The 25,513-nt window shown below is 57.4% G+C and carries 20 protein-coding genes and 1 pseudogene; 9 read left to right on the top strand and 12 right to left on the bottom strand.

The window, feature by feature from the left end:
* Positions 1-9: 9 nt before the first annotated feature.
* The 6 genes from catA to PMI26_RS01240 form a co-directional block, all read right to left on the bottom strand.
* Positions 10-948, bottom strand: coding sequence for a catechol 1,2-dioxygenase (catA, locus tag PMI26_RS01215; RefSeq protein WP_007980495.1), 939 nt, complete (start codon positions 946-948; stop codon positions 10-12).
* An 80-nt stretch (positions 949-1,028) separates the two neighbouring features.
* On the bottom strand, positions 1,029-2,312 hold the full coding sequence (gene salA / locus PMI26_RS01220; protein ID WP_007980493.1) for a salicylate 1-monooxygenase: 1,284 nt from the start codon (positions 2,310-2,312) through the stop codon (positions 1,029-1,031).
* A 174-nt stretch (positions 2,313-2,486) separates the two neighbouring features.
* A complete protein-coding gene (locus tag PMI26_RS01225; RefSeq protein WP_007980490.1) occupies positions 2,487-3,824 on the bottom strand; it encodes an MFS transporter in 1,338 nt (445 codons plus the stop codon).
* Between the two features lie 180 nt (positions 3,825-4,004).
* Positions 4,005-4,913, bottom strand: a complete 909-nt coding sequence (locus PMI26_RS01230; RefSeq protein WP_007980486.1) for a formylglycine-generating enzyme family protein — start codon at positions 4,911-4,913, stop codon at positions 4,005-4,007.
* Complete coding sequence (locus PMI26_RS01235; RefSeq protein ID WP_007980485.1) at positions 4,897-6,618, bottom strand: arylsulfatase; 1,722 nt, start codon at positions 6,616-6,618, stop codon at positions 4,897-4,899. The genes PMI26_RS01230 and PMI26_RS01235 overlap by 17 nt, the downstream gene beginning before the upstream one ends.
* A gap of 45 nt (positions 6,619-6,663) precedes the next feature.
* Positions 6,664-8,082 (bottom strand): alginate export family protein, encoded by a 1,419-nt coding sequence (locus tag PMI26_RS01240; protein ID WP_007980483.1) that lies wholly within the window; start codon positions 8,080-8,082, stop codon positions 6,664-6,666.
* 323 nt (positions 8,083-8,405) lie between these two features.
* Here PMI26_RS01240 and PMI26_RS01245 point away from each other — a divergent pair, with 323 nt between their 5' ends.
* From PMI26_RS01245 to PMI26_RS01260, 4 genes are all read left to right on the top strand, one after another.
* The gene (locus PMI26_RS01245) at positions 8,406-9,308 is read left to right on the top strand and encodes a LysR family transcriptional regulator (protein WP_007980482.1); all 903 of its coding nucleotides are present in this window, start codon (positions 8,406-8,408) and stop codon (positions 9,306-9,308) included.
* Positions 9,309-9,438: 130 nt separating this feature from the next.
* Positions 9,439-11,334 (top strand): oxidoreductase, encoded by a 1,896-nt coding sequence (locus PMI26_RS01250; protein ID WP_007980481.1) that lies wholly within the window; start codon positions 9,439-9,441, stop codon positions 11,332-11,334.
* Positions 11,331-11,873, top strand: a complete 543-nt coding sequence (locus tag PMI26_RS01255) for a VOC family protein (protein ID WP_007980480.1) — start codon at positions 11,331-11,333, stop codon at positions 11,871-11,873. Before PMI26_RS01250 ends, PMI26_RS01255 begins: the two co-directional genes overlap by 4 nt.
* Positions 11,874-12,050: 177 nt before the next feature.
* A complete protein-coding gene (locus tag PMI26_RS01260; protein WP_007980479.1) occupies positions 12,051-12,977 on the top strand; it encodes a helix-turn-helix domain-containing protein in 927 nt (308 codons plus the stop codon).
* A 57-nt stretch (positions 12,978-13,034) separates the two neighbouring features.
* Here PMI26_RS01260 and PMI26_RS01265 read toward each other — a convergent pair whose 3' ends face one another.
* Positions 13,035-13,973, bottom strand: a complete 939-nt coding sequence (locus PMI26_RS01265) for a LysR family transcriptional regulator (protein WP_007980478.1) — start codon at positions 13,971-13,973, stop codon at positions 13,035-13,037.
* 118 nt (positions 13,974-14,091) lie between these two features.
* Between PMI26_RS01265 and PMI26_RS01270 the strand changes: the two genes are divergently transcribed.
* Positions 14,092-14,319 carry a DUF2790 domain-containing protein gene (locus PMI26_RS01270; RefSeq protein WP_007980477.1) on the top strand — a complete coding sequence of 76 codons (228 nt, stop codon included), beginning with the start codon at positions 14,092-14,094 and terminating at the stop codon, positions 14,317-14,319.
* A 21-nt stretch (positions 14,320-14,340) separates the two neighbouring features.
* On the opposite strand, the pseudogene PMI26_RS32455 reads toward PMI26_RS01270, so the two are convergent.
* From PMI26_RS32455 to PMI26_RS01285, 4 genes and pseudogenes are all read right to left on the bottom strand, one after another.
* A pseudogene (locus tag PMI26_RS32455) lies at positions 14,341-14,742 on the bottom strand (methyl-accepting chemotaxis protein); the annotation flags it as partial.
* 479 nt (positions 14,743-15,221) lie between these two features.
* A complete protein-coding gene (locus tag PMI26_RS01275; protein ID WP_007980471.1) occupies positions 15,222-16,490 on the bottom strand; it encodes an OprD family porin in 1,269 nt (422 codons plus the stop codon).
* Positions 16,491-16,540: 50 nt separating this feature from the next.
* Positions 16,541-17,752 carry a benzoate/H(+) symporter BenE family transporter gene (locus tag PMI26_RS01280; protein ID WP_007980469.1) on the bottom strand — a complete coding sequence of 404 codons (1,212 nt, stop codon included), beginning with the start codon at positions 17,750-17,752 and terminating at the stop codon, positions 16,541-16,543.
* Positions 17,753-17,771: 19 nt separating this feature from the next.
* Complete coding sequence (locus PMI26_RS01285; RefSeq protein WP_007980467.1) at positions 17,772-19,115, bottom strand: MFS transporter; 1,344 nt, start codon at positions 19,113-19,115, stop codon at positions 17,772-17,774.
* A gap of 383 nt (positions 19,116-19,498) precedes the next feature.
* Here PMI26_RS01285 and PMI26_RS01290 point away from each other — a divergent pair, with 383 nt between their 5' ends.
* From PMI26_RS01290 to PMI26_RS01305, 4 genes are all read left to right on the top strand, one after another.
* Entirely contained in the window at positions 19,499-20,422 is a 924-nt protein-coding gene (locus PMI26_RS01290) for a LysR family transcriptional regulator (RefSeq protein WP_007980464.1), read from the top strand.
* A 335-nt stretch (positions 20,423-20,757) separates the two neighbouring features.
* The gene (locus PMI26_RS01295) at positions 20,758-22,047 is read left to right on the top strand and encodes an MFS transporter (protein WP_007980462.1); all 1,290 of its coding nucleotides are present in this window, start codon (positions 20,758-20,760) and stop codon (positions 22,045-22,047) included.
* Positions 22,048-22,051: 4 nt separating this feature from the next.
* On the top strand, positions 22,052-23,236 hold the full coding sequence (locus PMI26_RS01300; protein WP_007980460.1) for a M20 aminoacylase family protein: 1,185 nt from the start codon (positions 22,052-22,054) through the stop codon (positions 23,234-23,236).
* A gap of 212 nt (positions 23,237-23,448) precedes the next feature.
* On the top strand, positions 23,449-24,789 hold the full coding sequence (locus PMI26_RS01305) for an OprD family outer membrane porin (RefSeq protein ID WP_007980459.1): 1,341 nt from the start codon (positions 23,449-23,451) through the stop codon (positions 24,787-24,789).
* A gap of 86 nt (positions 24,790-24,875) precedes the next feature.
* On the opposite strand, the gene PMI26_RS01310 is transcribed toward PMI26_RS01305, so the two are convergent.
* Positions 24,876-25,334 carry a cupin domain-containing protein gene (locus PMI26_RS01310; protein WP_007980458.1) on the bottom strand — a complete coding sequence of 153 codons (459 nt, stop codon included), beginning with the start codon at positions 25,332-25,334 and terminating at the stop codon, positions 24,876-24,878.
* Positions 25,335-25,513 lie beyond the last annotated feature (179 nt).

Raw genomic sequence — 25,513 nt, 5'->3', positions numbered from 1 at the left:
GTCAGTTGGTCAGGCAGACTGCAACGCACGCGGGCGTTGGCTGCGATGGGTTGCTTGTTCGCTGGCGGCCGGACGCAGGCTGAAATTGAATGTCATCTCGGCGAAGCGCCCTGCCACACCCATGGCGGCGGCTCGTTCCTCGTCTTCCACAAAGCGAACTTCACCGATCAATCCGTCACGCGTCGCATAGGCGAAGTCGTCCCACAGGTACTTGTCATTCGACAGATTGATCTGGGTGGTCAGATGTTCATGCCCAGGGGCAGAAATGAAAAAGTGGATATGCGCGGGTCGCTGACCGTGGCGGCCCAAGTGATCGAGGCATTCCTGAGTCGGGCCGGCTGGATCGCAACCGTAGCCCGAAGGCACGATGCTGCGAGCCCGGTAGCAACCATTGGCGTCGGTGAGAATCCGGCGACGCAAGTTGAATTCAGACTGGCTCTTGTCGAAGTAGGAGTAGTTGCCCTGGGTGTTGGCTTGCCACAAATCCACGGTGGCCCCAGCGATCGGCTGGCCGTTCAGGTCGGTTACACGCCCTTCCAGAAACATCACCGTTGCTGTGCCATCCTCGGTTCCATCATCCATTCGAGTTTGGTACTCGCACAGCGGAGCGCCGGCGACGTACAACGGGCCTTCAATTGTCCGTGGGGTGCCACCGGTACGACCCACTTCGGCGTCCCTGGCATCGGCCAGCAGATCAAGGAAGTGTTCGATGCCAAGCCCGGCGACCAGCAAACCTGCTTCGTTTTTGGCGCCCAGGCGGTTGACGTAGTCCACGGCGCCCCAGAATTCATCGTCGCTGATCTGCAGATCTTCGATCACTCGGGCGACTTCCTGCAGCAACCGAAAGACGATCTGCTTGTGGCGCGGATCGCCTGCATTGTTGTCCAGCCCAGAGGCTTCTCGGAAGAATTGCTGCAATTGCGGCAGTTGAGAAATTTTCACTGTCATTTCGATTCACCTGATCTTATTGGTATGCACTCACGAAGAGAGTCGCTAGGTGCTCCCTTCGCGCGTGTCGGTTCAAATCATTAGGCGACTGCTCGCCAGCCCAACTGGGCACGGGCTTCTTGAAGGTCGGACTGCATGTCGTGATTCCACAGCCAGTCGAAACGCTCGGCGAGGGTTTTGCTCAGCAGTTGTTCGTCATTGGCCACAGCTGGATCACGCATTTCATAAAGCTCACCGGCTTCCCAGGAGGTACGCTGCACACGGCAGGCACGGGGGCGACGGATGGCGTCGTAGGCTGCGAGCACCGCCTGTGGCTGGCTGTCCAGGACCTGCGGATCCGCCAGCAAGCGCGCCAGAAGCCAGGCGTCTTCCAGGCCTTGACCTGCGCCGGCGCCCTGGTGTGGCAACATCGCATGCGCAGCATCGCCGATCAGACCCACGCGGCCGTGCACGTAACCTGGCAACTCATCGAGTTCATGCAGCGCCCAAAGGGTGGGGGATGGAATGCATTCGAGCAGAACCCGAGCAGCGTCTCCCCAATGGTTGAAGGCAGAGAGCATTTCTTCCTGGCTGGCATTGCGTACCCACGGAGCATCACTTGGCCAGGTTGGATCAGGACGACTGCGATCGGAAATGAAGGCAACAACGTTGATAAGCCGGCCTTGTTTGACAGGGAACGTGAGGATATGAGCATCAAGCCCCAGGTACATCTGCGGGACGTCGATCAAGTGTTCATCGACACCCCGGGCCCGGTAGGCCGCGCGCAGTTGTTGGCTGTCGATCATCCCGCGATAGGCGCAGGTACCACTGAAACGCGGCGCCACCAGGGGTTGGCCAAGACCGTTGAGCACATGATCACGAATCGATGACTTGATACCGTCCGCGGCGATCAACAGGTCGCAGCGATGCTCAGTGCCATCGGTGAACACGACGCGAGCCTGTTGGGCATCCTGCTCCACGCTGACGGCGCGCTTGCCGAATTGAGCGATACCGTCCGGCAACTGGCTGGCCAGCGCATCGAGGAAGTCAGCACGGTGTACCGATGACTGCCCTACCCCTTCGGCCAGGCTTGCGCCCAGATAACCGGCATCTTCACCACGACGCCATTCGAACCAGATGTCCTGCCAAGGATCCTGCGTCTGGTCGGCAATCTTGCGGTAGGGTTCGGCAATACCCAGGCCCGCAATGGCACGAACGGCGTTGGCGCCGAACGAGACACCCGCTCCGACCTCGCCAAAGGCAGGCGCCGATTCGAATAATTGCACGTCGAGGTGGGAATGACGGCAAAGGTCCAGGGCCAGAGCCACGCCGGCGATACCGCCGCCAACAATGCCGATTTGCAGTTTGGATTGAGAAGTACGCATAGCAAGTTACCCATGAGGCTGATTGTTATTGGAGTAAGCAAATCATCGCCATCCGAGCGCTATTGATAAATACCGCAACTCCCATACACTCCATCATGGGTGTGAATATTACTCGTCAGGTCGAACAGTCATCGGCCGACGAGCCCTCCCGGGGCTCGTCTTTTGCTGCAAGGGTTACTGCGCCGGTTGCCGGGATAAAGCAGCCTGACGGCCTGGAGCGTTCTGAATCAGAAACACCAGAATGGCGATGGCCCCTACCAATCCTGGTATGGCGAAGATAAGAAAGCTGGCCTGCAGCGGCAGAGATGAAGCGTGCAGTGCCCCACCCAGCAGCGGACCGATGATGGCTCCGGTTCGCCCGACACCCATTGCCCAGCCAAGCCCGGTAGACCTTATTTGCGCGGGGTAATACTGCACGGTGCAAGCGTTGGCCAGGATTTGCGTACCAATGGTGCAGGCCCCGGCGATGGCGATAAGAACATAAAGAACGGGTAACGGCGCCTTGAGCGCCAACAGGCTCAGGGCTAACGCTCCACAACTGAAAAACGCGAACAAGACCTTGGCGATTCCAATGCGGTCCCCCAGCCACCCACCGGCCACTGCGCCAATAATCGCGCCGACGTTTAGTGCCAGCAGAAACGCCAGGCTGGAGTTCAATCCATAGCCTGCGGCCGTCATCAGTTTCGGCAGCCAGGAACTCAGTGCGTAAACCATCAGCAAACAACAGAAAAACGCGAGCCACAGCATGAAAGTGTTCACCTTGCGCCCGCCCTGGAACAGCTGCGCAATCGACACTTTCGTGCCTTTGGCGACCATCTGGTTCAACTGGTCATTGGGAGTGGGTACGTAAGACGGCTCGGCTTGTGCCAATAGATTTTGAGCCTTCACGGACTGCCCGGTGCGCAGTAGAAAATCCATCGACTCAGGCAATTGGCGTATTAAAAAAGGCAAGGCCATCAGAGGGATCAGCGCTACATAGAACACGGCTTGCCATCCCCATTGCGGGATGAGCACCATGCCCAGGCCTGCCGATAGCATTCCGCCCAACGAGTAGCCGCTGAACATGATCGCCACCAGGGTGCTACGGGATTTCTTTGGCGCGTACTCGTTCATCAACGCCACAACGTTGGGCATCACCCCGCCGATCCCAAGACCGGCGATAAACCGGCACAACGCAAACGCCTCCGGGCTCTGCGCCAAGCCGTTGATCGCTGTGACGCCACTGAAGATGGCGACACACATCATGATGGTTTTGCGTCGACCTATACGATCGGACAGTGAACCGAAAAACAGTGCCCCCAGCATCATGCCCACCAACGCGCAACTGCCCAGCGCACCAGCCTGCAACGAACTGAGGCCCCACTCGGACATCAATGAGGGCAGCACGACCCCATAGATGACCAGATCGTAACCGTCGAAAATGATGATCAGCGCGCACCAGAACAGTACGCGCGCATGGAAGGCATTGAACCGTGCCCCGTCAATCAGGGCTGACACATCTATCGTACGCATGGCTTCGCTCTTCTTGTCATTGTTATAGAGCCGGAGGATCTGGCGCCTCCGGTTACTGCACGTGCCTAAGGGTGAAATGCAGATGCACTCATACCCGGGCATTGGCTCGATCATGGGCAAACCCACAACCGGGATAAATGCAGCCAGGCGAATACTGATTATTTCGACCGTGAATAAAGCTCATCGGCGTACGCATCTGAAACCAATATGCGAACTGGTGGTATCCGGGGCTTGGGGTGAACGGGCGGGCGCGCGGTAGCGCCGGCAGTAATCCGGGGCGCAAAGATGGGAACCACCTTTGAGCACCCTCATGTTTTTCTCGCCACCGCCTTTGGCACAGCAGGAAGGCTTACCGCTACCCTGCCCGGGATTGTTGAATGGCGTGATTGTCCATTCCCAGACATTACCGATCATGTCCTGCAGCCCGTAACCATTGGCAGGAAATGCGCCCACTGGCGAGGTCCGGTCGTACCCATCCAGAGCAAGGTTGCGCCAGGGAAAATCCCCCTGCCAGATGTTGGCCATGTGGCGTCCATCCGGCACAAGTTGATCGCCCCAGACAAACTCGCTGCCTGTTCGCCCTCCCCAAGCGGCAAATTCCCATTGCGCTTCGGTGGGCAGTTCGCAACCCACCCACTGGGCATAAGCATGCGCATCTTCGAGGCCAACATGGACCACCGGATGCTGGTCGAGACCTTGCAGGTTCGAGTCGGGCCCCAGCGGGTGACGCCAGTCGGCGCCCGGAACCAATGACCACCAACGGCTCACATCGTCCAGTTGAACCGGGCCGTCGGGCGGCATGAATACCAGCGATGCCGGCTGCAACAGGTCCGGTGCGACGCCGGGATAGTCTTCTGTCGCCAGACACCGTTCTGCTTGAGTCACATAACCTGTGCTGGCGATAAACGCAGCGAACATGGCGTTGGTGACGGGAGTGGCATGCATGAAAAATCCAGTGATCTCCTCCCAGCGCACGGGGCTTTCTTCAGGGTAGTGATCTTGAGATCCCATCAGAAATCGGCCCTCAGGAATTCTGATCAGGGCCGCCCCGTTGCGATCAACCAGACCGGCGTCAACGTGATTGTTCATCTGCCGTCTCGTAATGCTTGATTTCATTGCCGAATCGAATTTTTGTGGCGAGTTCGGTATCCCATTCGATCCCGTTGCGGGCCTGGCATTGTTGCCATTGGTTCAACAGCGAGCGAGTGACCTGTGGTTGTTGAGCCGCAAGATTGTGTAACTCGGTGGGATCTTTCCGGATGTCGAACAGCTCCCATTGACCTGTGCCCCAAGGCGCATTGCTGAAGGTCATTTTCCAGTTCTCCTGAATCAGCGAGACCCGGCCAAATAACTCAGTGCACTGGACTTCATCTGCAGGATGTACGCTGGCCTGGTTCTTTTTTAGAAAGCCCAGTGCCGAGCTTCCCTGCATTTTCGTAACCCTCGCATCTTCAGTGGAGGGATGGTTGATCTGTGCAAGCTCCAGAAACGTAGGGGCGATGTCTTTGACGCTCATGTAGGTATCGGAAATTTCTCCGTGACGCATGCCTGGCCCCTTGATGAACGCAGCAGTACGAATGCCTCCCTCATAGGTGAATGCCTTGTACATTCTGAAAGGTGTTGAACTCACTCGCGCCCAGTTGGGACCGTAGCCGCTGAATGACCCGGGCTTGCCAATATTGTTGAGTGAGTTGTCGAAGTGTTCGGCAATCCATTTGCCATTGTTTGGCGTTACGTCTTCGGGGTTGCTTCCTTCCGCGCCGTTATCGGAAAAAAACACGAACACAGTGTTGTCATACTGCCCGGTGTCTTTCAGGTGTTTGACCAGGCGTCCGATGTTGTCGTCAAGATTAGTGATCATGCCGGCATAAATTTCCATCCGGCGCGCTTCCAGTTGTTGTTCTTTGGTCGAGAGCTTCTCCCAGCCAGGCCAGACATCGGGTCCCGGGTTGATCTGCACATCACCGGCAACCAGGCCCTTGGCCTTCATCCGCTCAAGTCGGGCCTGCGCGATGGAGGCATACCCTTTATCGTAAAACCCACGATATCGCTCTTGATAGGCAGCCGGGACTTGTAATGGCCAGTGGGGAGCGGTGTAAGCCAAATAAGCAAAAAACGGTTTATCGCTGTTACCTGAACCTATTTGTTTGATTGCAGTAGAAGTGAAGTAATCAGACGAGTAACCGAAATCCTTCGGCAGTTCTATTTCTTGGCCGTTGAGTCGATAGGTGGCCTTGGGATTCTTATCCGTTGTTCCGCCCTGGGTGAAGTGATCGGCCGATCCTTCGATGAGGGCAAAGGACTGGTCGAATCCCCGCGCAACGGGACTCAGCTCAGGGGTTCTGCCCATATGCCATTTGCCGACCATCATTGTCCGGTAGCCATTGGCCTGCAGCAGTTTGGGAAAAGCGACCACCCGATCGGTCAGGTAGCCCTCATAACCGCGCTTTCCCTTTTGTTCAGGCAGTACCAGTTCAGCCATGGTGCCGACACCTGCGATGTGGTTGTCGGTTCCGCTCATCAACATGGAGCGCGTTGGGGAGCAAGTAGGCGCCGTGTGGTAATTACTCAGGATTACGCCCTGATTGGCTATAGCGTCCAGGTTAGGCGTTTTGATCTCACTACCGAAGGCACTCAGGTCGGAATACCCCATGTCATCGGCGACAATCAAAACGATGTTGGGCCGCAGGCCTTTGTCGATGGGAGCGGCGTTACTTGCAGGAGCAGCGAGAAGGCTTATGCCACCCGCCAGAGCCAGTGAGCAGATTAAATTTGGTATGAATACTTCACGCATTGCATCTCTCCATTATTTTTTTTGACCGCACAGTCTGCGCACCCGTCAAAATACAAACTGGGTGTAGACCCCGAAATAATCAGAGTTTTTTCCGCCAATATCCTCCAGCGCTTGCCCCGCCTGCACATGGGTATACATGGCATGCACAGTAGTGAATCGATTAAGTCGCCAATCGAAAATGAAGTTGGTATTGGTTGCCACATGCCGCGCATCACCTTGAGCTGGCGCATAAGGAGCGCTGGTGGGCAAATAATAAATGCCGTCGCTGGTGCTCTCGCGCATCAGGTAGTCAACATTGATTTCAGCTTTGACATCCGGGGAAAACTTTAAAGAAAGTACAACAGGTGCAATATTGATCATGTTGGTGGCGGTGAACCAATTTGCATCAGTGAACACCAGGCCGGAGGCAAGTGCAGGAGCCACGAAGTCGCCCAATGTGTTGTCCTTAGGATCATCATCGCCACTGAACGCGTTTGCCCGAACCCCAAGTCGAGGCGAATACTTCATGTCATTGAAGGTGTACCCGGCCTGAGACATCACTCCCCAGGCGCGAATGCTTTGCCCGGCGCTGCTACCGCCTTGCAAAACGGCTTCGACGTCATAATCCCATTCCGACTGCTGGCCGTAGAAACGTGCGCCGTAGCTGTTGCGTCGTTCGCTGCCGGAGCTACTGGTATAGGTCGCCCTGTCGCGCCCGAAGGTATAGGTGTAGAGGTCGACCTGGCCGCCTGCCGGGCTCCATACATTGGTGCCATACAGTCCGGAAAAGTCTTGGGTCTTGTCACGCTGATCATCGAATTCCAACGGATCAATCTGCGTAGGGCTGACGGAAATTAACTCCCAACGCGACTTGCTCGGCGTGGACCAGGTTAACTTGGCGCCGTCATAGGTATAGCGAACATTGGCCCCTTCGCGCAGGCCGACCAGGCGGACGCTGCCAAGTGGCATCACGAATCGGCCGGCACGCAGTTGAACGGTACCGTGAGCAGGGTCACCGGAGGTCAGTTCGACAAACCCTTGCTGAATATCCGTCTTATCTCGATTGAATCGACTGACGCGCTCTGCCTGAAACTCGCGGTTATCGCCAAGTTCAGCAAACACCCGCAAGCCATTACTCAAGTTGAGGTCACCACTGATTCTCAAACGCTGCTGAAGCATGCTGTTGGGGTTACTCGCTCCTCCAACCCCTAATAATGCATGTTCATAGTCCTGGAATTGGTAGCGAATCTCACCACCAATAGACAGGTAATCCTTGGCATTATCCGAAAGCGGGATATAACGAATGCGGCCGAGGAAATCCGATTCACGTATTTCAGGATCGGCGAGATAAATGGGGTTATCTCCCCATGGAATACTGGCGGCGGGTGGAAGAACCAAGTTATCAGCTTGCGCAACTGACGCAGAGGCTGCTACCAGCAAGCAAGGGAATGAGCAGTTAGCAAACGCTCTTGTATTTTTGTGCATGCCAAGCCTTTATTATTTTTGTTATTGCATTTTTTGATGTCCGCGTCCTTTCATTCAGCCAATGTGAATTTCACTCTGCGCTCCTGCAGAATCGATAATGGCCAAGCCATCTGCCGTGATAAATGCAGCTAGTCGAATACCAGCTATTTCGAACGTGAATAAAGATCGAGGGCGAGCGGAAGCCCTGTATATCTCGCGATGGACGCGGCCGTGTGGCACTTGTTAGGCTTTGGAGTCTTGCAGCGGCGATTTCAGAGCGGTGCAGACCCAATAATAGGCAAAGATCTATTGCCCTCATGAGCGCGCAATCTGCACGAGGCGTTATGGAATTACGTGAGCTTGACCTCAATCTTCTGCTGGTATTCAACCAACTGCTGGTTGACCGGCGGGTATCGACCGCGGCGGATAATCTCGATCTGACCCAGCCCGCTGTCAGCAATGCCTTGAAACGCCTGCGTGTCGCCTTGAACGACGAGCTTTTCGTGCGTACTTATCAGGGAATGGAGCCCACACCTTATGCCCGGCAGTTGGCCGAACCCGTCGCACTGGCCATTCAGACCTTACGCGATGCACTGAGCCGACAGGATACGTTCGACCCGCTCAACAGCAATCGCCGATTTACCATGGCAATGACCGACATTGGTGAAATCTACTTCATGCCACGGCTGATGGACGCGCTGGCTGAACGCGCGCCGGGCTGCTCGATCAGCACGCTGCGCAACACATCCGATACCCTGGCTGAAGGGTTGCAAAACGGTGCGATCGACCTCGCCGTTGGATTACTGCCACACCTGCAAGCCGGATTTTTTCAGCAGCGCCTGTTTCACCATCGCTACGTCTGCATGTGCCGTAAGGATCACCCCGCTACCCGGGAACCGTTAACGCTTGAGCGTTTTTGCAGTTATGAGCACGTTCGCGTGGTAGCGGCGAACACAGGACACGGCGAAGTCGATACGTTTCTGGCGCGGGCCGGCATCGAGCGCAACATTCGCCTGGAAGTCCCCCATTTTGTTGCAGTTGGCCACATCCTTCAACGCACCAACTTAGTGGCAACAGTGCCTGAACGATTCGCCAGCAGTTGCGAACAACCGTTTGGCCTCGCGGTTCTACCGACGCCTGTGGAACTGCCGAACATCGAAATCAACCTGTTCTGGCACGCACGCTATAACAAAGACCCCGCCAATCGTTGGCTTCGCCAACTGATGTTCGAGTTGTTTTCGGACTAAGCCACCTGAACAAGTACCGCTACGACGCCAAGGCAGGATTCTTCAACGCCTCGACATGAATGTTCAATACTCATGCCGGCACTCATTCCATGCTTGAACCTCAAACAAAAAAAATAATGAGGAGATGGCAATGGCACACCCAGACATCCGAAACCTTGTGATTTCAGACGGCCCTGCCGCGGCGCTTTACCAACCCGGACGTATTGGCACCTTGCAGTTGCGCAATCGCTTCGTGCAAGCACCGATCTTCACTCAGTTCGCCAGCACCTTCGGTGAGGTTGACGATAAGCTCATCGAATACCATAGAGCCCGCGCCCGAGGCGGCGTTGGTCTGATCATCACCGAGAATACCTCTATCGATTGGGAGGTCGGGCGCACCGCGGGTCACCCGATGCGAATCGACCATGACAGGTTCATTGGCGCACTCAGCAACCTGGTCGACGCGGTCCACGGTGAAGGCGCGAAGATTGCCGTGCAGCTGCACCACACCGGGCGCCAGAACTCCCAAAGCAACACAGAGCGTAACGAGCCACCACTGGCACCGACAGCCGGTATCACCAGCGCATTCGGTACCCCACCGCGTGCAATCGAAGAACATGAAATTCCAGGACTGATCGATAAGTATGTCCAGGGCGCCCGACGTGCGGTGGCCGCTGGCTTCGATGCCGTTGAGCTGCACGGTGCACATGGCTATCTGCTCGGCCAGTTTCTCTCCCCTTTCACAAACAAACGCACCGACCGCTGGGGCGGCTCCCTGGAAAACCGTGCCCGTTTCGCCCTCGAAGTCGTGCGTGGGATCCGCGAACAGGTCGGTGCGGATTATCCGATCCTGTATCGGCTCAGCGTGATGGAGCCTTACGAGGGCGGTCTCTCACTGGAAGATGGCCTGGCCTTTTGCGAAATGCTCGAGCCTTACGTTGACGCCCTGGATGTCAGTGCCGGGAACTACGACACCGCGATGACGTTGCTGCCGATGGTCCCGCCAGGATCATTAGTCAACTACGCCAAGCTGGTGAAACAGCGTGTCTCCATCCCGGTGATCGGTGTCGGTCGACTTACCTGGCTGTTCGACGAGATGGCACAAGCGGTGTCTGACGGCGAACTCGACTTTGTGGCCCTGGGTCGATCGGGCTTGGCGGACCCCGAAACAGTCAACAAGACACGGCGCGGGCAACCGCAAAGTGTCCGCCGCTGCCTGGCGGTCAATGAATGCATCTCGCGGTGGATGTTCAACGGCAAAGGCACCCAGTGCGTGATCAATCCGACCCTCGGACAGGAACGTCGCGCAAGTGATGCTCGCCGCCCTGCTTCCAGACAGGAGCGAGTATTGATTGTCGGTGGCGGTCCGGCCGGTTGTGAGGCCGCGATACTGGCTGCCGAGCGTGGCCATAGTGTGAGGTTGGTCGAGAGAGCGGACCGCATCGGCGGCCAGCTCCATGCGTGGGCAGCCGCGAGCCCGTTTCGCATGGAGGTCAAGAACATGATTGCGTTTTACGAGAGCGAACTCGAACGCGTAGGCGTCGACGTTCATCTCAATACCGATGCAGCTGACTTGGACCTGAGCCCATGGGACACCGTACTGCTTGCGACCGGTACAGTTGCGAAGGATCGCGGCCCGGATGTGGCCGATATGCTGGCAAGCGCCAATTTGCCTGTGACGGACGAGGTCACAGTGTTTGGTGAAACCGAGGCGGCAATGTTCGCTGCCCTATGGCTGGCGGAGCAAGGCAAAAAGGTCAGCCTTGTTTCACCCGCGGATAGCGTGGGTATCGATACCAATGATATGCAGCGCGAGCATCTCGCCGGCCTTCTCAAGCATCTGGACGTTTCGATCAACACAGCAGCAAAGGTGCCTGATAATGGTTACGTAGTAATGGCGACCGCCCGTGTGCCTTCAACGGTTCTGGAGGAGTCGGTCGATGACATTCGCGTCCACAGCATCGGTACAAGGTCCCGCGGTGGGCGGATGTATGAGGCGACCCAATCCGGTTTCTGGGCGGCGGCGAAAATAGGAGAGTTGGCATGAATGTTCGTGCAATTGAACACGTAGGCATCACCGTTCCCGATATGGAAGCGGCAACCCGATTCTTCATCGAGGCCTTTGGTGCCGAGAAGCTTTACGACATGCTCGACGCGCCCCTGGGAGGGCCTGAGGTAGAAGCGGGACTCGGCATTCCGCCTGGTGCAGTCATTGCTTCAATCCGGATGCTGCGTCTGGGCAACGGCCCCAACCTGGAGCTGTTTTCCTACACTGGCGTCCAGCAGTTGCAGCCGATCGTTCCGAGCGACTTTGGTATTCAGCACATCTGCATCTACGTTGACGATATCGATGCAGCTGCCAATCGCCTCGAGAAGGCCGGCGGCATTCTGCTCAGCCGACCCGGCGACCTCCCGGGTGGTGACGCCGGACCAGGTAATCGCTACGTGTACACCCGCACCCCTTGGGGAAGCACGATTGAATTAGTGACTTACCCCTCATCGCAAGCCTATGAGCATCACACTCACCTGCGCCGCTGGCGACCGGACTTGACCGGGCCGGGTGACCACGAAATCCAAGCGCAGTAAGAAACGGCTTGCCAGACGAGCGGTGGAAATTCCCCCGATCGATGGCAAGCCTGTATTGCGTACAAATTAGAAGGATGTGTTAATTTTTATATCTGTGTTCTCGACGCCTTCAACGCTCAAAAGCCGCTAAGTACTGATAAAAACTCCACAGCCAATACAAATAAAAAGGGAGTTGTGATGAGTGCCATCCTGCTAACGCCAGAAAAAATGCTGGACGTTATCCCTGGTGAAGTAACGATCAAGGGAACCGTTGAGACCGCACCTGATAATGGCGTGTCGATTCGGGGCTACCGCTTTGACAAAACCGAAGTCAGCATCCCGTGCATGCGCGATTACGAGCTGGTGAGATGGAAATCGGGCACGTCAAATTTGGGCTTCCACGATGGCAAGCAATGGCAAAAATGGTCCGTTGGCGATAACGACGTCACCATTTTGACCCGAGGTGAATCATCCAGGTGGTACTGGATGAACGATATCGAAGTCAGTCATATCTACATTTCGCAAGCTATGATGGCCAAAGTCGCCAATGAAGTCTTTCAACAGGATGTTGACGGCGTTTTTGTCGACCACTGCCCGCTCGTCAACGACGCGAAGCTCTCCAGACTCATGGCTACCTATGAAATGGAGTGCCTGAGTGGCGAACCGGGGAGCAGCATCTTCGCCCAGACGCTGGAAATACAGATGTGCATTCATCTGCTGCGTCAGTACGTGCGGTGTGACCTCAGAGACAGCGATCAAGCGTCTCGCCTGACAAACCTCAAGCGCGACCAGCTTCAGCAATACATCGATTCACATCTGTCCTGCCCCATCTCGGTCAAGGAAATGGCCGCCATCGTCGACCTGAGCCCGTCGTACTTTGTACGAGTATTTGGGGCTGTATACGGGGTCTCTCCCCATCAGTACGTTCAGTCGCGCCGCTTGAAAAAGGCCGAGCGGATCCTGTCGACTGTGCGCGACATTCCGTTGAAGGCGGTGGCCATGGATTGTGGATTCTCGGACCAAAGCCATATGACCCGACTGTTTCAGGAAAAACTGTTCATGACGCCCAAACAGTATCGCGAGAAAAACGCCTCCAGGCTTTTTTGCTCATCGGCCTTGCAGTAACGAAACAGCGCGGCGGCCAATCACCCAGACTCCATCCCGGAATGTTGGCCTTTTCAGCTAGCCTGCTGCCCAATACCGAATATCATTCGCTGTGATCTCATGTCCGGAAAAAAGCCCAGGCAACTCCGCCTTGAGAAAGTCCACCCAGGTCCTCACCTTGGCATCCAGAAAGCGCTTGGAAGGATAGAGTGCATAGACGTTTCGCTCCCTGAGCCGATGGTCGCCCAGCAGGCGCAGCAACGTGCCCTCGCGCAGCGACCGGGTTGCGGTGTAGAACGGCAGCAGGCTGATGCCCATCCCGGCCTCCGACGCATTGACCATCGCCTCGGGAACGTTGCTCTGGAAGGTCTTGCCGGGCACCACTGAATGCTCGCCCTGCTCGTCACGGAAAACCCACTCATCGCCGTACAACGGGTCGATCATGCGCAGGCAGCAGTGTTCATTCAGTTGTTCGGGATGGGTGGGCAGGCCCCGACGCGCGATGTACGCAGGCGATGCGCAAGGGATGCTGAAGATGCGCCCTACCGCTTGGGCAACGAATTGTGAGTCCGCCAGTTCCTGGGCAATGGAGATGACCACGTCGTGCCCGTCTTCAAGGGGGTCGGGGTTGCGTTGCGACAAGGTCAACTCAACCACCACGTCCGGATAGAGCTCGCAGTAGCGGGCAATGAGTGGCGTCATCAGCACGCCCAGCCCGGTCAAACAGTGCAGACGCAACCGGCCATTGGGCTCCAGGTGAGCGCCACGCGCTTCTGCGGTGGCCTCGGCCATGTCGTCGAGTATTTGCCGCGCCCGCAACAGGAAGCGTTCGCCGGCTTCGGTCAGGCTCAACCGGCGGGTGGTGCGCTGCAGCAGGCGTGCCTGCACGTGCTGCTCAAGATCAGCCACCAGCCGAGACACTTGCGCCGTGGAAAAGTCCAGCGCCTGTGCGGCGGTGGTAAAGCTGCCTGCGTCGGCTACACGCACAAATACCCGCAGGCTGTTAAGCAAATCCATGAACCCTCCGACGGCAATAACTGTTGCATCTGATGTAACGCAGCATCAAGTACAGCCCTCTTTATCCCAACCTGTAAAAGAATAAAATTCACTCATCAAAACGCCACGGAGAAACCACATGAAGACCTTGTTGAGTGTACTGTTGGCCCTGACCACAACCGCCGTGATGGCCGCCGAAAGCAACCCGGTCACACCATCTCCAGCTCTGGATATCGCCAAGGTCATCTCGGTAACCGATACCTCGACTGCATGCGACGTCGTGCCGGCGACCATGGTCTACATCGACCACCAGGGTGAAACGCACACGTTGACCTACAAGGTGATGGGCATTTGCTCGGGCGTTTGAGAGACCGGCAAGCCACGTTGTTCAGACCGCTATCCGGGTTGCCTGCAGTGCCAACTCGTGCAAACTGGCCAAACGCTGCATGATGCGCTCGACCACCTCCAGCCTGGCGACCGCACCACTGCGTAACTCCCCCATCGACTGCAACGCGACCTCGGCCTTGTCCAGGCCCAAACGCGTCGAATCGGTAAGCTGTTCAAGGCCCTGACGCGCATCCTGTGCCGACTTTTCCAGACCTGTGGCGATCTGCCGGATCTGCGCACTGGAGTCCGCTGCCTGGCGCGACAGATTGCGCACCTCGTCCGCCACCACAGCAAAACCCCGGCCATGGTCACCAGCCCGTGCGGCCTCGATCGCGGCATTGAGCGCCAGCAGGTTGGTCTGCCGAGCGATGTCCTGGATGCTGCCGACAATCGCACCGATGCGTACCGACTGGCTGCCCAGTTCATCGAACACCTGATCCAGGCGCTGCAGATACTGATCAAGATCCCCCAGCACGGCAGCCGAAGACTGCATGCTCACGGCACTGGCCTGTACCCGTTCGCCCGCGCCACGCGCCAACTGGTCGGCAAAGCGCATGTCTTCTTCGGTTTGCAGCACCACTTGAGTCAAGTGTTCGAGTGCCACCTTTACCTGGGTGCCCGGCCAAGCGGACTCAACCACTTGCAGCGACGGTAGCGGGACCGGCGCACTGGACTCCACGAGATCTGGTTCCCGTTGCACGGGCACTTCGACTACCCGCACTGGCTGACGGTGATAAAGCACTGCCGCTGCCAGCAGCAACACGTCGATAATGCCGGCATACATCAGGTGCATGCCGTTGCCGACAGCAAGCAGCACAACTGCGCCACCCGCTGCAAACAGGGCCAATTGCGCCCAGACTTTATTGCTCATACTCGCCTCACTCACAGCAACGTCCAGGTGTAGCTCAGGATCAGCCGGTTCTCATCGATATCGCTGCGGTAATTGGAGCGCGCCATGGCATTGCGCACTCTGACACCCAGCCCTGCGAAGGTCCCGCTCTGCACGACGTAACCGAGGTCCAGGTCGCGTTCGCGGTCCTTGCCTTCGAAGCCCTTGCCGGTGTCGACGTTGTTGCCGGTGATGTAGCGCACGGTGCTGGTCAGTCCCGGCACGCCGAGGGCAGCGAAGTCGTAGTCGTAGCGCGCCTGCCAGGAACGCTCGTCGGTGGAGGCGAATTCATAGGTCGGCACTTCGTTGCCCAGCGGCGAGATGTTGGCAAATACCCGAGGGAACGCGCTTTCACCGTAGATGCCCTGGTAGCCGACGTAGAAGGTATGGCCGCCGTACTTGGCCGACAGCAGGGAGAAGAACGCCTGGTTGTCGATATTGCCCAACAGCTTCTTGCCATCCTCCTTCGCGTCGAAATAGCCGAGGTTGGCGCCCAGGGTCCAACTGCCAAGGGGCTGGCTGTGTTTCAGGCCCAGGAAGCCTTGATGGTAGATGTCTTCCAGCTGCCCGTACCAGGCACTGACGCTGGTGCGTTTGTCGTTGAAGACGTAATCGCCACCACCATAGTTGAAGGCGTCACTGCTGACCTGGCGCTGGGGCACGTAGCCGAGCATGGCCTGCATCTTCTCGTCGCCGGCCTCGTTACGCAGGTGGGTGGAGCTCAGATGGCCGCCTTGCAGCGTCAAGCCATTGATCTCAGCGGAGCTGATGCTCGCGCCCTGGTAACTGGGCGGCAGCAGGCGGATGTCACTGAAAACCAGCACCGGCAAGTTGGGTTGCAGCTCGCCAACGCGCAGTTCGGTCTTCGAGTAACGCAGCTTCAGCGTGCCTTCCAGGCGGCTGTAGTCATCGGCCGCGCGGCCATCGCTGTGCACCGGCAACAGGCCGGTGTTGACCCGGTCCGGGCTGCTGTCGAGCTTGAGTCCGAGCAGACCGATGACATCGACGCCGACACCGATCGGCCCTGCGGTGTAACCGGACTTGGCGTTGAGGATAAAGCCCTGGGCCCACTCCTCGGCCTTCGACTGCCGGTTAGCGCCGACAATGTCCGAATAGTCACGGCTGAAGTAGTAATTGCGTGCCTGCAAGGTGGCGCTGGCATCCTCGATAAAACCGCCCTGTGCGGCCATCAATTGGCTGGAACAACCCAAGGCGACAGCCGTGGACAATAGCGTACGAGTTGCATGAATGGTTGACTTCATCGGTGTGCTCTTATTGTTGTTATGAATAGGTAAGGCGTGGCGAAAACGGGTCAGCGCGTCATCTCCCGGGAGCGGCTGGTTGCGGTTGCAAGGGGTGGCCGCCGCGTACTCGACAGCAAGTGCGCGACCATGCCGAAAATCAGCCCCCAGAACGCGGCGGACAATCCGAACAGCGACATGCCTGAGGCGGTGGTGAGGAACGTCACCAGCGCCGCTTCACGGTCATTCGGCACGGCCATGGCATTGGCCAGGGCACCGGCAATTGCAGCGAACAGGGCCAGCCCCGCGAGAGCGGCGATCAGTTCTTTGGGAAAGGCCGCGAACAACGACACCAGGGTCGCACCGAAAATGCCCAGGACCAGGTAACAGAGGCCGCCGACCACCCCGGCGACATAGCGTTTGCCCGGGTCTTCGTGGGCTTCGCGGCCCGTGCAGATGGCGGCAGTGATCGCCGCCAGGTTGAGGCCGTGGCAGCCAAACGGCGCCAACAGCGCCGTGCCCAGCGCGCTGCAGGCGATGATCGGACTGGCCGGTGTGGTGTAACCCGAGGCGCGCAACACGGCCATGCCCGGAACGAACTGACCGGTCAGCGCCACCATCACCAGTGGCAAGGCAACGTTCAAGCTTGCACCCAGGCTGAACTGGGGGGTGATCCACACCGGCGTCGCCAGGCCGATCACCAGGGCTTCGCGGTGCAATTGGCCGGTGAGCATGGCGATGGCACAGCCCACCACCAGTACCGCCATCACCGCGTATCGCGGCAGCAGCCGTTTGCACACCAGGTAGGTGGTGAACATTGCCAGCACCAACCCGGGCTTGCCTTGCAATGACACGAACAGGCCAGTGCCAAAACGCAACAGAATTCCCGCCAGCATTGCCGCTGCGATGGCGCCGGGCAGCTTGCCGATAACGCGGTCGAAGGCACCCGAGAGGCCGACCAGAAAGATAATCAGACTGCTCAGCAGATAAGCGCCGACGGCCTCGTTCATCGAAATGCCCGGCAGCAACGCCACCAACAGGGCCGAGCCGGGTGCCGACCAGGCAATGATGATCGGCACGCGGTAACGCAGGCTCAGGCCGATCCCCAGCAGCGCACTGCCAATGGAGATCGCCCAGACCCAGGACGACAGCAGTTCGCGAGACAGATGCGCAGTGTCCGCCGCCTGGAAAATGATCACCAGGGGCCCCGCATACGAGATCACCGTGGCAATAAAGCCTGCAACTGCAGCGGACAGTGAAAAGTCACGCATCAAGACGTTCATCAAACAGCTCCTTGCGGACTCAGGCCTTGGCCGCCGACAGCGGTTCGCCAACGCTGGAGGCGTTTCGCTCGCTGCTGATGGCATACAGAGTCATGGCGAGGGCTGCCACCGCACCCGGCAGGGCGAACGCCATGAAGTTGAGTTGCAGCGGCAAACTGATTCCCAGCAACGCACCGCCTAACAGAGGGCCAACAATGGCTCCGTTGCGGCCAATCCCCGACGCCCAGCCAAGCCCCGTGGACCGAATGGCCATGGAATAGAACTGCGCAGCACAGGCATACAGCAGGATTTGCGAACCGATGGTGGTGGCGCCAGCGATGGCGATCAGCAGGTACAACACAGGGGTCGGACTTTTGAACCCGAGCAAGGTGATCGACACCGCGGCAATGGCAAAGAACACCGCCAGTACCCTTGGAAGGTTGAGCTTATCGCCCAAAACGCCCCCACCCACCGCACCGAAAATCGCGCCGAAGTTCAACACCAGCAGGAAGGACAAGCTTGAGCCGAGGCTATAACCGGCGTTGGCCATGAGTTTCGGCAGCCAGGAGCTCAAGGCGTAGACCATCAATAAGCAGCAGAAAAACGCCAACCAAAGCATCAGGGTGCGCAAGGCGCGGCCTTCGCGAAACAGCTGCAGCACAGGAGTGCCAATACCCTTCACCTCAGTCATGTGCAGGATGTCGCCGGGCTGTGCGATGTAGCGTGCGTCGACCCGCTGCAGTACGTTGCGCGCCTCCTCGTTGCGGCCCTGACGCAGCATGAAACCCACCGATTCCGGCAGGAAATACATGATCAACGGCAGCAGCAATAACGGCAGCCCTGCCACGTAGAACACAGCCTGCCAACCGAAGCCGGGAATAAGCACAATCCCCAGGCCCGCCGAGAGCATGCCGCCCACCGAATAGCCGCTGAACATGATGGCGACCAGGGTGCTGCGAATTTTCTTTGGCGCGTACTCGTTCATCAGCGCCACCACGTTGGGCATCACGCCGCCGATGCCAAGGCCGGCAATGAACCGGCAGATGCCAAACGTAGTGGGACTGGTGGCAAAGCCATTGAGCACGGTGAAGCCGCTGAAGAGCATCACGCAAAGAGTGATGGTCTTCTTGCGCCCGATCTTGTCCGACAGCGGGCCGAAAAACAGCGCACCGAACATCATGCCAAACAGCGCATAGCTGCCCAACGCCCCAGCCTCCAGCGGGCTCAATCCCCACTCTTTCATCAGCGTCGGCAAGACCACCCCGTAGATCACCAGGTCGTAGCCGTCGAAGATGATGATCAGGGCGCACCAGAACAAAACCATCCAGTGAAAGCGGTTGAAGCGCGCGTTGTCTATAACCTCGTGTACATCGATTTTTCGCATGACATCGGTCTCTTGTTGTTATTTTTTATTGTTCGTTTGAGCGTTTTAGCGTGCGGCTGTGAGCGGCGCGGGCAACGGTTCACCGATGGCGGCCGCATTGTTGCCTGCCATGCAAAGCACTGTTACGCAGGATGCAAATCAAGGGTATTGAGAGCGCGAGGGGGGCAATATCCGCTTTGCGCAGATCGCTATCCGTTTTGTGCAGAGGGTGATATCGCATTGATCTGCTGATCAGTGCACTGGCGCCACTCTTCGGAGCCTGGATCCGGCAGCGACCCTGGTTCCGGGCCTCTTGGGAACACCACCGCATTGTTGCGGCAGTGACAGGCATGACACTATGCAAGCGATTGAATCTTCATCGCACCGCAAGGACCTGTCAGTACGTGAAACTCCATCAAATCAGGGCACTGGTCGCCATCCACCAAACCGGGAGCATCAGCGAGGCCTCGCAGATCCTGCACGTCACTCAGCCCGCCATCAGCCGATCGATCAAGGATCTGGAGAGCGAGCTGGGCCTGGCTCTACTGCAGCGCTCCCACAGGGGGATGTCGCTCACTGACGAAGGCCGTCGCATCATTCGCCATGCACAGTTGACCGTCGAGAGCATGCGACGGCTGCAACTGGAGGCTGAAAACATCAAGGATATGCAGGTCGGTGAAGTCACCATCGGCGTCACGTCCCTGACTTCAGTGCTCAAAGGACTGGGGGAATGCATCGCCGGGTTCCAGGCCAAGAATCCGCGTGTACGCATCCGCCTGGTCAATCTGCGCCCCAACCAGATGCTGCAGCGACTTAGGGACGGCACCCTGGATTTCGCCATTACTTCGCAGCAGCATACACAGAGACTAAACCTGGATTGGGAAGCGCTGAGCCGCATGCGGGGTCTGGTGGTCTGTCGAAAAAACAATCCGCTTCGCCACTCCCATTCGCTGCGTCAGTTGCAGTTTGCAAACTGGATCAGCCTCGATGCCATCGACGATCACTCGTCGCAGTTCTATCAAATGTTTGAAGACAACGAGATACCTCCGCCGCAGCGGATAACCGAGTGTTCATCAGTCTTGTTGGCCCTTGATCTGTTACATCACGCCGATGCGTTCATGACGCTCAGTGAAGCCGGAATGGAAAACACGTTACCCAAAGGACTCAATGAAGACCTGATGCAGGTCATGATCGAAGAAAGCATCCCTGAGTACCCCATCTATCTGGTCTGCATTGATCGCCACGCGCTGACCACAACGGCACGAGACCTTTACTACGCGATCAGAAGCGTGCTCTCGAAGAACCAGCCTATGGATGCGTCACGCTAGAGCGTAGCGGCAAGCGAGAAACTTAAGAAAAACGCAACGATATGTCCAACGGTTAAGTCAGTCCCTGTTCCTTGGGACCGACCACCCTATCTTCAAGAGCATCGAGCCAAACCCTGTGTTTGTCGCCTGAGTTGATTGCCAGGACGGCTGTGTCGCTGTCGTCAAACAGTGCGTGTGATCGATTATCGGGCGAAACCGCACCGATCTGGCGCCGAGTTTCACTGGGGCGGCTGGAGGTCATAACCAACGGTTAATCATCGAAGAAAAGCGCAAGTGTGCAGTGACAGTGTTTGCCGGATATTCGGCCCACAACAAAACTGTCACAGGAAATATCGATGACTACTCTGCAAGCGCCCCCTCTCCCCCGCACCACCGCGCCATCCGAAATAGGGTCCAGGAAAGCCACCGTCGCTTGCGCTCTAGGCAATGCGCTGGAAATGTATGACTTCACGATCTACAGCTTCTTCGCCGTGGTCATTGCAAAGAACTTTTTCCCCGCACAGTCGGCAATGGCATCGCTGCTGATGTCGCTTGCCACATTTGGCGTCGGCTTCCTCATGCGGCCGGTGGGTGCTCTTGTGATTGGTCGCTTTGCCGACCGCCGTGGCCGCAAGGCCGCTTTGAGCCTCACGATCAGTTTGATGACTTTCGGCACAGCGATGATTGCCTTCGCGCCTTCCTACCAGGACATCGGCTTGTTCGGCACCTTGATGCTGGTGGCTGGCCGGCTCCTGCAGGGCTTTTCGGCAGGTGGGGAAATAGGGACTGCGTCGGTGTATCTGATGGAGTCCAGCGCTACGGCAAATCGCTGTCGCAATGTGAGTTGGCAGGCCGCCAGCCAAGGCTACGCCGCCCTGGTTGGGGCCGGCCTGGGTTTACTGCTCAACAGCACGTTGAGCGTAGATGACCTTGAGAGCTGGGGTTGGCGTATCCCCTTTATGCTGGGGCTGCTCATCGGACCGCTTGGCTGGTACATCCGTCGCTGTCTGCCAGAAACCCACGAAGCTGAACCGACCAAACGCGATGGTCGACTACGCGATCACATTGACGTGCGTCACACCCTATTGGCAATCGGCCTTATGGCCAGCGCCACCATCGCCATATACCTGTTCATTTTCTATTTGCCCGCCTACCTGACTGTCACCCTGGGTTACCCGCAACGCAGCGCCTTGGCTATCGCCTGTGTGGCAAGTGCCTGTCTGGCTGTCATCACGCCTCTGGCAGGACGCTTTGCCGATCGCCACGGCCTGCGCAAAAAACTGCTGGCCTGGACGATCACACTGCCGGTGCTACTGGCGTGGCCAGCTTTCTACCTGCTCAGTTTGAGCACCGATTTGTTCGTAGCGATGCTGATTATCGCGATTCTGGTACTGCCTGGCTGTATCGGTTCGGGAGCCTTCTTCGCTCTGATCATGGAAGCCTTTCCGAAAAATCGCCGCGCCCTGGGTACCGCCGTCAGCTACAGCTTCGGCGTCACCCTGTTCGGCGGTTTCTCCCCGTTGATCGCCACATGGCTGACGGCGGTCCTGGATAACCCCCAGGCGCCAGCACTGTACCTGCTCGCCGGCGGCGCCATCAGTCTGGCTTGCCTGGCTGTATTCCCCGAAAACCCTGGTCGGGAGTGACCTGATGAATTCATTGACCCAAACCCAAACCCGGCCCCTTGCCGAACTGGACCTGGACGCTTTTATCCACTTGCGCCGGGAAATCCACCAGAACCCTGAACTGGGCGCGCACACCCCGCTGACCGCCGAATTGGTGGCCGGCAAGCTCGAAGAATGGGGCTACGAAGTTCACCGCAATATCGGCGGACATGGCGTGGTCGGCGTACTGCGTCGAGGCAGCGGCACTCGCCGATTGGGCTTGCGTGCCGACATGGATGCGCTGCCTATGCAGGAGAAAAACTGCTTCGCCCATGCCAGTCGGATCGAGGGCCGCATGCACGCCTGCGGCCACGACGGCCACACGGCCATCCTGCTGGCAGCCGCATGGCGAATCGCTCAGTTGCCCGACTTCAATGGCACGCTCAACCTGATTTTCCAACCGGACGAAGAAGGACTGAGCGGCGCCAAGGCCATGATGGACGACGGTCTTTTCAGTCGGTTTCCTTGTGACGCGATTTTTGCCTTGCACAACTTGCCGGGTATTGCGCTGGGCACTGCTGTGGTCCAGGCCGGCCCAACCATGGCCTCTTCGGAATGTGTGCGTGTGTTGATCAAAGGTCGTGGCGGTCATGGCGCAATGCCCGAACGCGCTGTCGATCCGATACCGGTGCTAGCCAGCATGATCAACACAATCCAGACAGTGAAGTCGCGCAATCTCTGCGTTGATGAACACGCCGTGATCAGCATCGGCATGGTCGAAGCTGGCAGTGTTTACAACATCATTCCCGACACGGCATCGATGCTGATCAGCGTACGTACCGACACAGCGCAGACCGAAGGCAAAATCAATCAGCGCCTGGGGGAAATCGCCCAGGGCCATGAACACACGTTCGGCGTCAAAATCGAACTTGAAACTACGCAACTGGCGCCAGCACTGGTCAATACGGGGACGGAAACAGAAATGCTTCGCCAGAGCCTGGCGCCGCTGTTCAAGCCAGGCCACTTGTTGCCGCAGGCGGCGAAGATCATGGCGACAGAAGATTTCGCCTGGATGCTGACCAAAGTGCCCGGCTGCTACTTCTTCCTGGGTAACGGCGATGGCGAATTTCATGGCTGCTCGGTGCATAACCCCCACTACGACTTCAATGACGAGCTGATTCGCATCGGCTCCGACTGCTGGCTGAAACTTGTGAAGGATTATCTCAACTGAAGTCGCAGGCTTGGGTCCACATCTTCATCGGTGGTTGATGACTGCAAAGTGCTCGAGCCGCTGAACCGGTACCCCAATAACTGAACGACCACCATCAGGCCACTACGGCCTGATGGGCAAGTCGGGCTAAGTCCTGCCCGCGCAAAAACTCAATAACGATGACTCAGCGACTTACTTCTTATCTGCCCTAAAAACAACAACAGGCAAGGTCTATGTATCGCACAGATAATTTGGCGTTATTCACCGTCGGCACGCTGGCGGCCGCAATTTCTACTACCCAGGTCCATGCCCAGGAACAAGGTTTTCTGGATGACAGCTCCCTGACGCTCAATACCCGTCAGTGGTACTCACACGAGGTCGGCCACAAGGCCACTTATTTCAAACTGCAAACTCCAGACGGAGTACGCAAGTTGCGTGACCGTACCGCCTGGCTGGAAGGCTTCAGGCTCGACTTCGTCTCCGGCTTTACTCAAGGGCCGGTAAAGTTCGGGCTGGATCTTTCGACCTTCTCGGCAGTGGCGCTGGAGCGCAGCCGGACGGCGGCGGCAGGCGGCAGTAATCGATTGTTGGTCGACAAGGACGGCGATGTGGTCGATGACTGGAGCAAACTCGGTATCGCAGCGCTTAAGTTCAAGGTCGCCGAGACGCTGCTCAAGGTTGGCAGGCAGCAAGTCAGGACACCGATGATGTCCTACACCGATACCCGTACCTTGCCTTCATCGTTCAATGGGGTCTCCCTGGAAAGTCATGACATCGAAGGGTTGACGCTCAAATCTGGCTACTTCGACAAGGGGTCGCCGCGTACGGGAGCCGGAAGCCAGGATTTGAGTCCCACTTACGGTTCGCCCGTTGTCACCAGTGACTTCAACGCTTACGCCGGGGCTGACTATTTGTCGAGCGCTGGCTGGCGCAGCAGCGCCTATGTCTCTCGCTTCAACGATATATGGGATCGCGAGTATCTGGGCCTGGGCAAGAAAACTAACTGGGGATCGGTCAACGTCGATGCGCAATTGGATGCCTATAACACCCAGTCCAGTGGTCGCCAAATCGGTGGCAATATCGACCAGCAGGCCTACGGCCTTAGTATTACGCCCCAGTGGCGCAACCACTCGCTGAAGATCGGTCTGCAGAAAATCAAGGGTGACGAATATTTCGATTATCCCTTCGAATCCAATGCCATCAACCTGCCCAATACCATGATGTCCTTCTTCAACGGCCCCAATGAGCACTCGATCGGGGTGTTCTACAACAACGATTGGGTCGCTTATGGTCTACCTGGTCTCAAGACTACGCTCTGGTACATCAAGGGCATGGGCATCGACGGCAGCCATTACGACGGTGGCCCGAACGGCATCTACAACTCGGTACTCAAGCAGCAGGGTGAAAGCCATTATGAAGTGGGTGTCAGTGCCAGCTACACAGTGCAATCGGGCACCTTCAAGAATATCAGCCTGATGACCAGTTATTCCTCGCACCGTGCAAGTGAATATCAACTAGAGGGCAATCTTGATGAGTTCAGGCTTATCGTCAACGTACCGATCAAGGTGTTCTAAGCCAGCCCGCGACATGTTAGCTCGATGAAATGGTGAAACGACCGCAAGGTGCAACAACCGGCCTTGCGGTCCATCCACCTGACGGTTTATTCGACGTGTTCGAACTCAGCCTTTTCGCCTTTGTCGGGAATTGAGAGAGGGATGCCCTCGACACCCGAGTAGGTAACTATCACGACAGCCGCCTGATCGCCGGTTACGCCGCGATGGCTGGCCTCCACCGACTCAGCGAATGCTTGCCCGGCGGTCACCTTATGCCGTATCCCCGATAGCCTGTCCTCGATCGTCAATTCCCCCGACACCACGTATGCCGCGTTCGGAACGGGGTGATGATGCCAAGGCAATGCTGTGTGGGGAGGTATGTTTATTTCCAGTATCGTGAATTGCGGCTGACCTTTAGGATAGGGTTCATAGGGCGTCCCATCCCACGAGACGCTCTCCTGCAATGCAACTTTCGCCTTGATTTCAGGTTTGTCCGCGGCGTGTGCGACGCTGGCGACAGTGGTCGTAATGACAAGCAGGCTGGCGCAAATATTGAGTACCTTCATGACGCTCCTCGTAGCTGTTATCTTTTTTGTGAGATTCCAGTTTCAGAGGGTTCACCGAACAGAGTATTGAATAATTCTGCGCACTTTTTGAATCAATCGTCTGAGTCGATTCGCCCCCCTCCCCCCGGCGACTCAGTTTTGACATCGTCTCGATAGCGATTTTCTTCCGCTATGAATAC

It is taken from the genome of Pseudomonas sp. GM33 (genome assembly GCF_000282295.1).
GTDB classification, from domain to species: Bacteria; Pseudomonadota; Gammaproteobacteria; order Pseudomonadales; family Pseudomonadaceae; genus Aquipseudomonas; species Aquipseudomonas laurylsulfatiphila.
Note: the sequence above shows the minus strand (reverse complement) of the source record. Positions and strands in the feature narration are given on the sequence as shown.

What these genes read in the sequence shown, in the direction of transcription:
- PMI26_RS01285 (WP_007980467.1), bottom strand. Translation starts at nt 19,115, where the DNA reads ATGCGAAAAATCGATGTACACGAGGTTATAGACAACGCGCGCTTCAAC.
- PMI26_RS01310 (WP_007980458.1), bottom strand. Translation starts at nt 25,334, where the DNA reads ATGAAGGTACTCAATATTTGCGCCAGCCTGCTTGTCATTACGACCACT.
- PMI26_RS01295 (WP_007980462.1), top strand. Translation starts at nt 20,758, where the DNA reads ATGACTACTCTGCAAGCGCCCCCTCTCCCCCGCACCACCGCGCCATCC.
- PMI26_RS01265 (WP_007980478.1), bottom strand. Translation starts at nt 13,973, where the DNA reads ATGGATTTGCTTAACAGCCTGCGGGTATTTGTGCGTGTAGCCGACGCA.
- salA (WP_007980493.1), bottom strand. Translation starts at nt 2,312, where the DNA reads ATGCGTACTTCTCAATCCAAACTGCAAATCGGCATTGTTGGCGGCGGT.
- PMI26_RS01235 (WP_007980485.1), bottom strand. Translation starts at nt 6,618, where the DNA reads ATGCGTGAAGTATTCATACCAAATTTAATCTGCTCACTGGCTCTGGCG.
- PMI26_RS01305 (WP_007980459.1), top strand. Translation starts at nt 23,449, where the DNA reads ATGTATCGCACAGATAATTTGGCGTTATTCACCGTCGGCACGCTGGCG.
- PMI26_RS01230 (WP_007980486.1), bottom strand. Translation starts at nt 4,913, where the DNA reads ATGAACAATCACGTTGACGCCGGTCTGGTTGATCGCAACGGGGCGGCC.
- PMI26_RS01250 (WP_007980481.1), top strand. Translation starts at nt 9,439, where the DNA reads ATGGCACACCCAGACATCCGAAACCTTGTGATTTCAGACGGCCCTGCC.
- PMI26_RS01260 (WP_007980479.1), top strand. Translation starts at nt 12,051, where the DNA reads ATGAGTGCCATCCTGCTAACGCCAGAAAAAATGCTGGACGTTATCCCT.
- PMI26_RS01275 (WP_007980471.1), bottom strand. Translation starts at nt 16,490, where the DNA reads ATGAAGTCAACCATTCATGCAACTCGTACGCTATTGTCCACGGCTGTC.
- PMI26_RS01255 (WP_007980480.1), top strand. Translation starts at nt 11,331, where the DNA reads ATGAATGTTCGTGCAATTGAACACGTAGGCATCACCGTTCCCGATATG.
- catA (WP_007980495.1), bottom strand. Translation starts at nt 948, where the DNA reads ATGACAGTGAAAATTTCTCAACTGCCGCAATTGCAGCAATTCTTCCGA.
- PMI26_RS01300 (WP_007980460.1), top strand. Translation starts at nt 22,052, where the DNA reads ATGAATTCATTGACCCAAACCCAAACCCGGCCCCTTGCCGAACTGGAC.
- PMI26_RS01240 (WP_007980483.1), bottom strand. Translation starts at nt 8,082, where the DNA reads ATGCACAAAAATACAAGAGCGTTTGCTAACTGCTCATTCCCTTGCTTG.
- PMI26_RS01225 (WP_007980490.1), bottom strand. Translation starts at nt 3,824, where the DNA reads ATGCGTACGATAGATGTGTCAGCCCTGATTGACGGGGCACGGTTCAAT.
- PMI26_RS01270 (WP_007980477.1), top strand. Translation starts at nt 14,092, where the DNA reads ATGAAGACCTTGTTGAGTGTACTGTTGGCCCTGACCACAACCGCCGTG.
- PMI26_RS01245 (WP_007980482.1), top strand. Translation starts at nt 8,406, where the DNA reads ATGGAATTACGTGAGCTTGACCTCAATCTTCTGCTGGTATTCAACCAA.
- PMI26_RS01280 (WP_007980469.1), bottom strand. Translation starts at nt 17,752, where the DNA reads ATGAACGTCTTGATGCGTGACTTTTCACTGTCCGCTGCAGTTGCAGGC.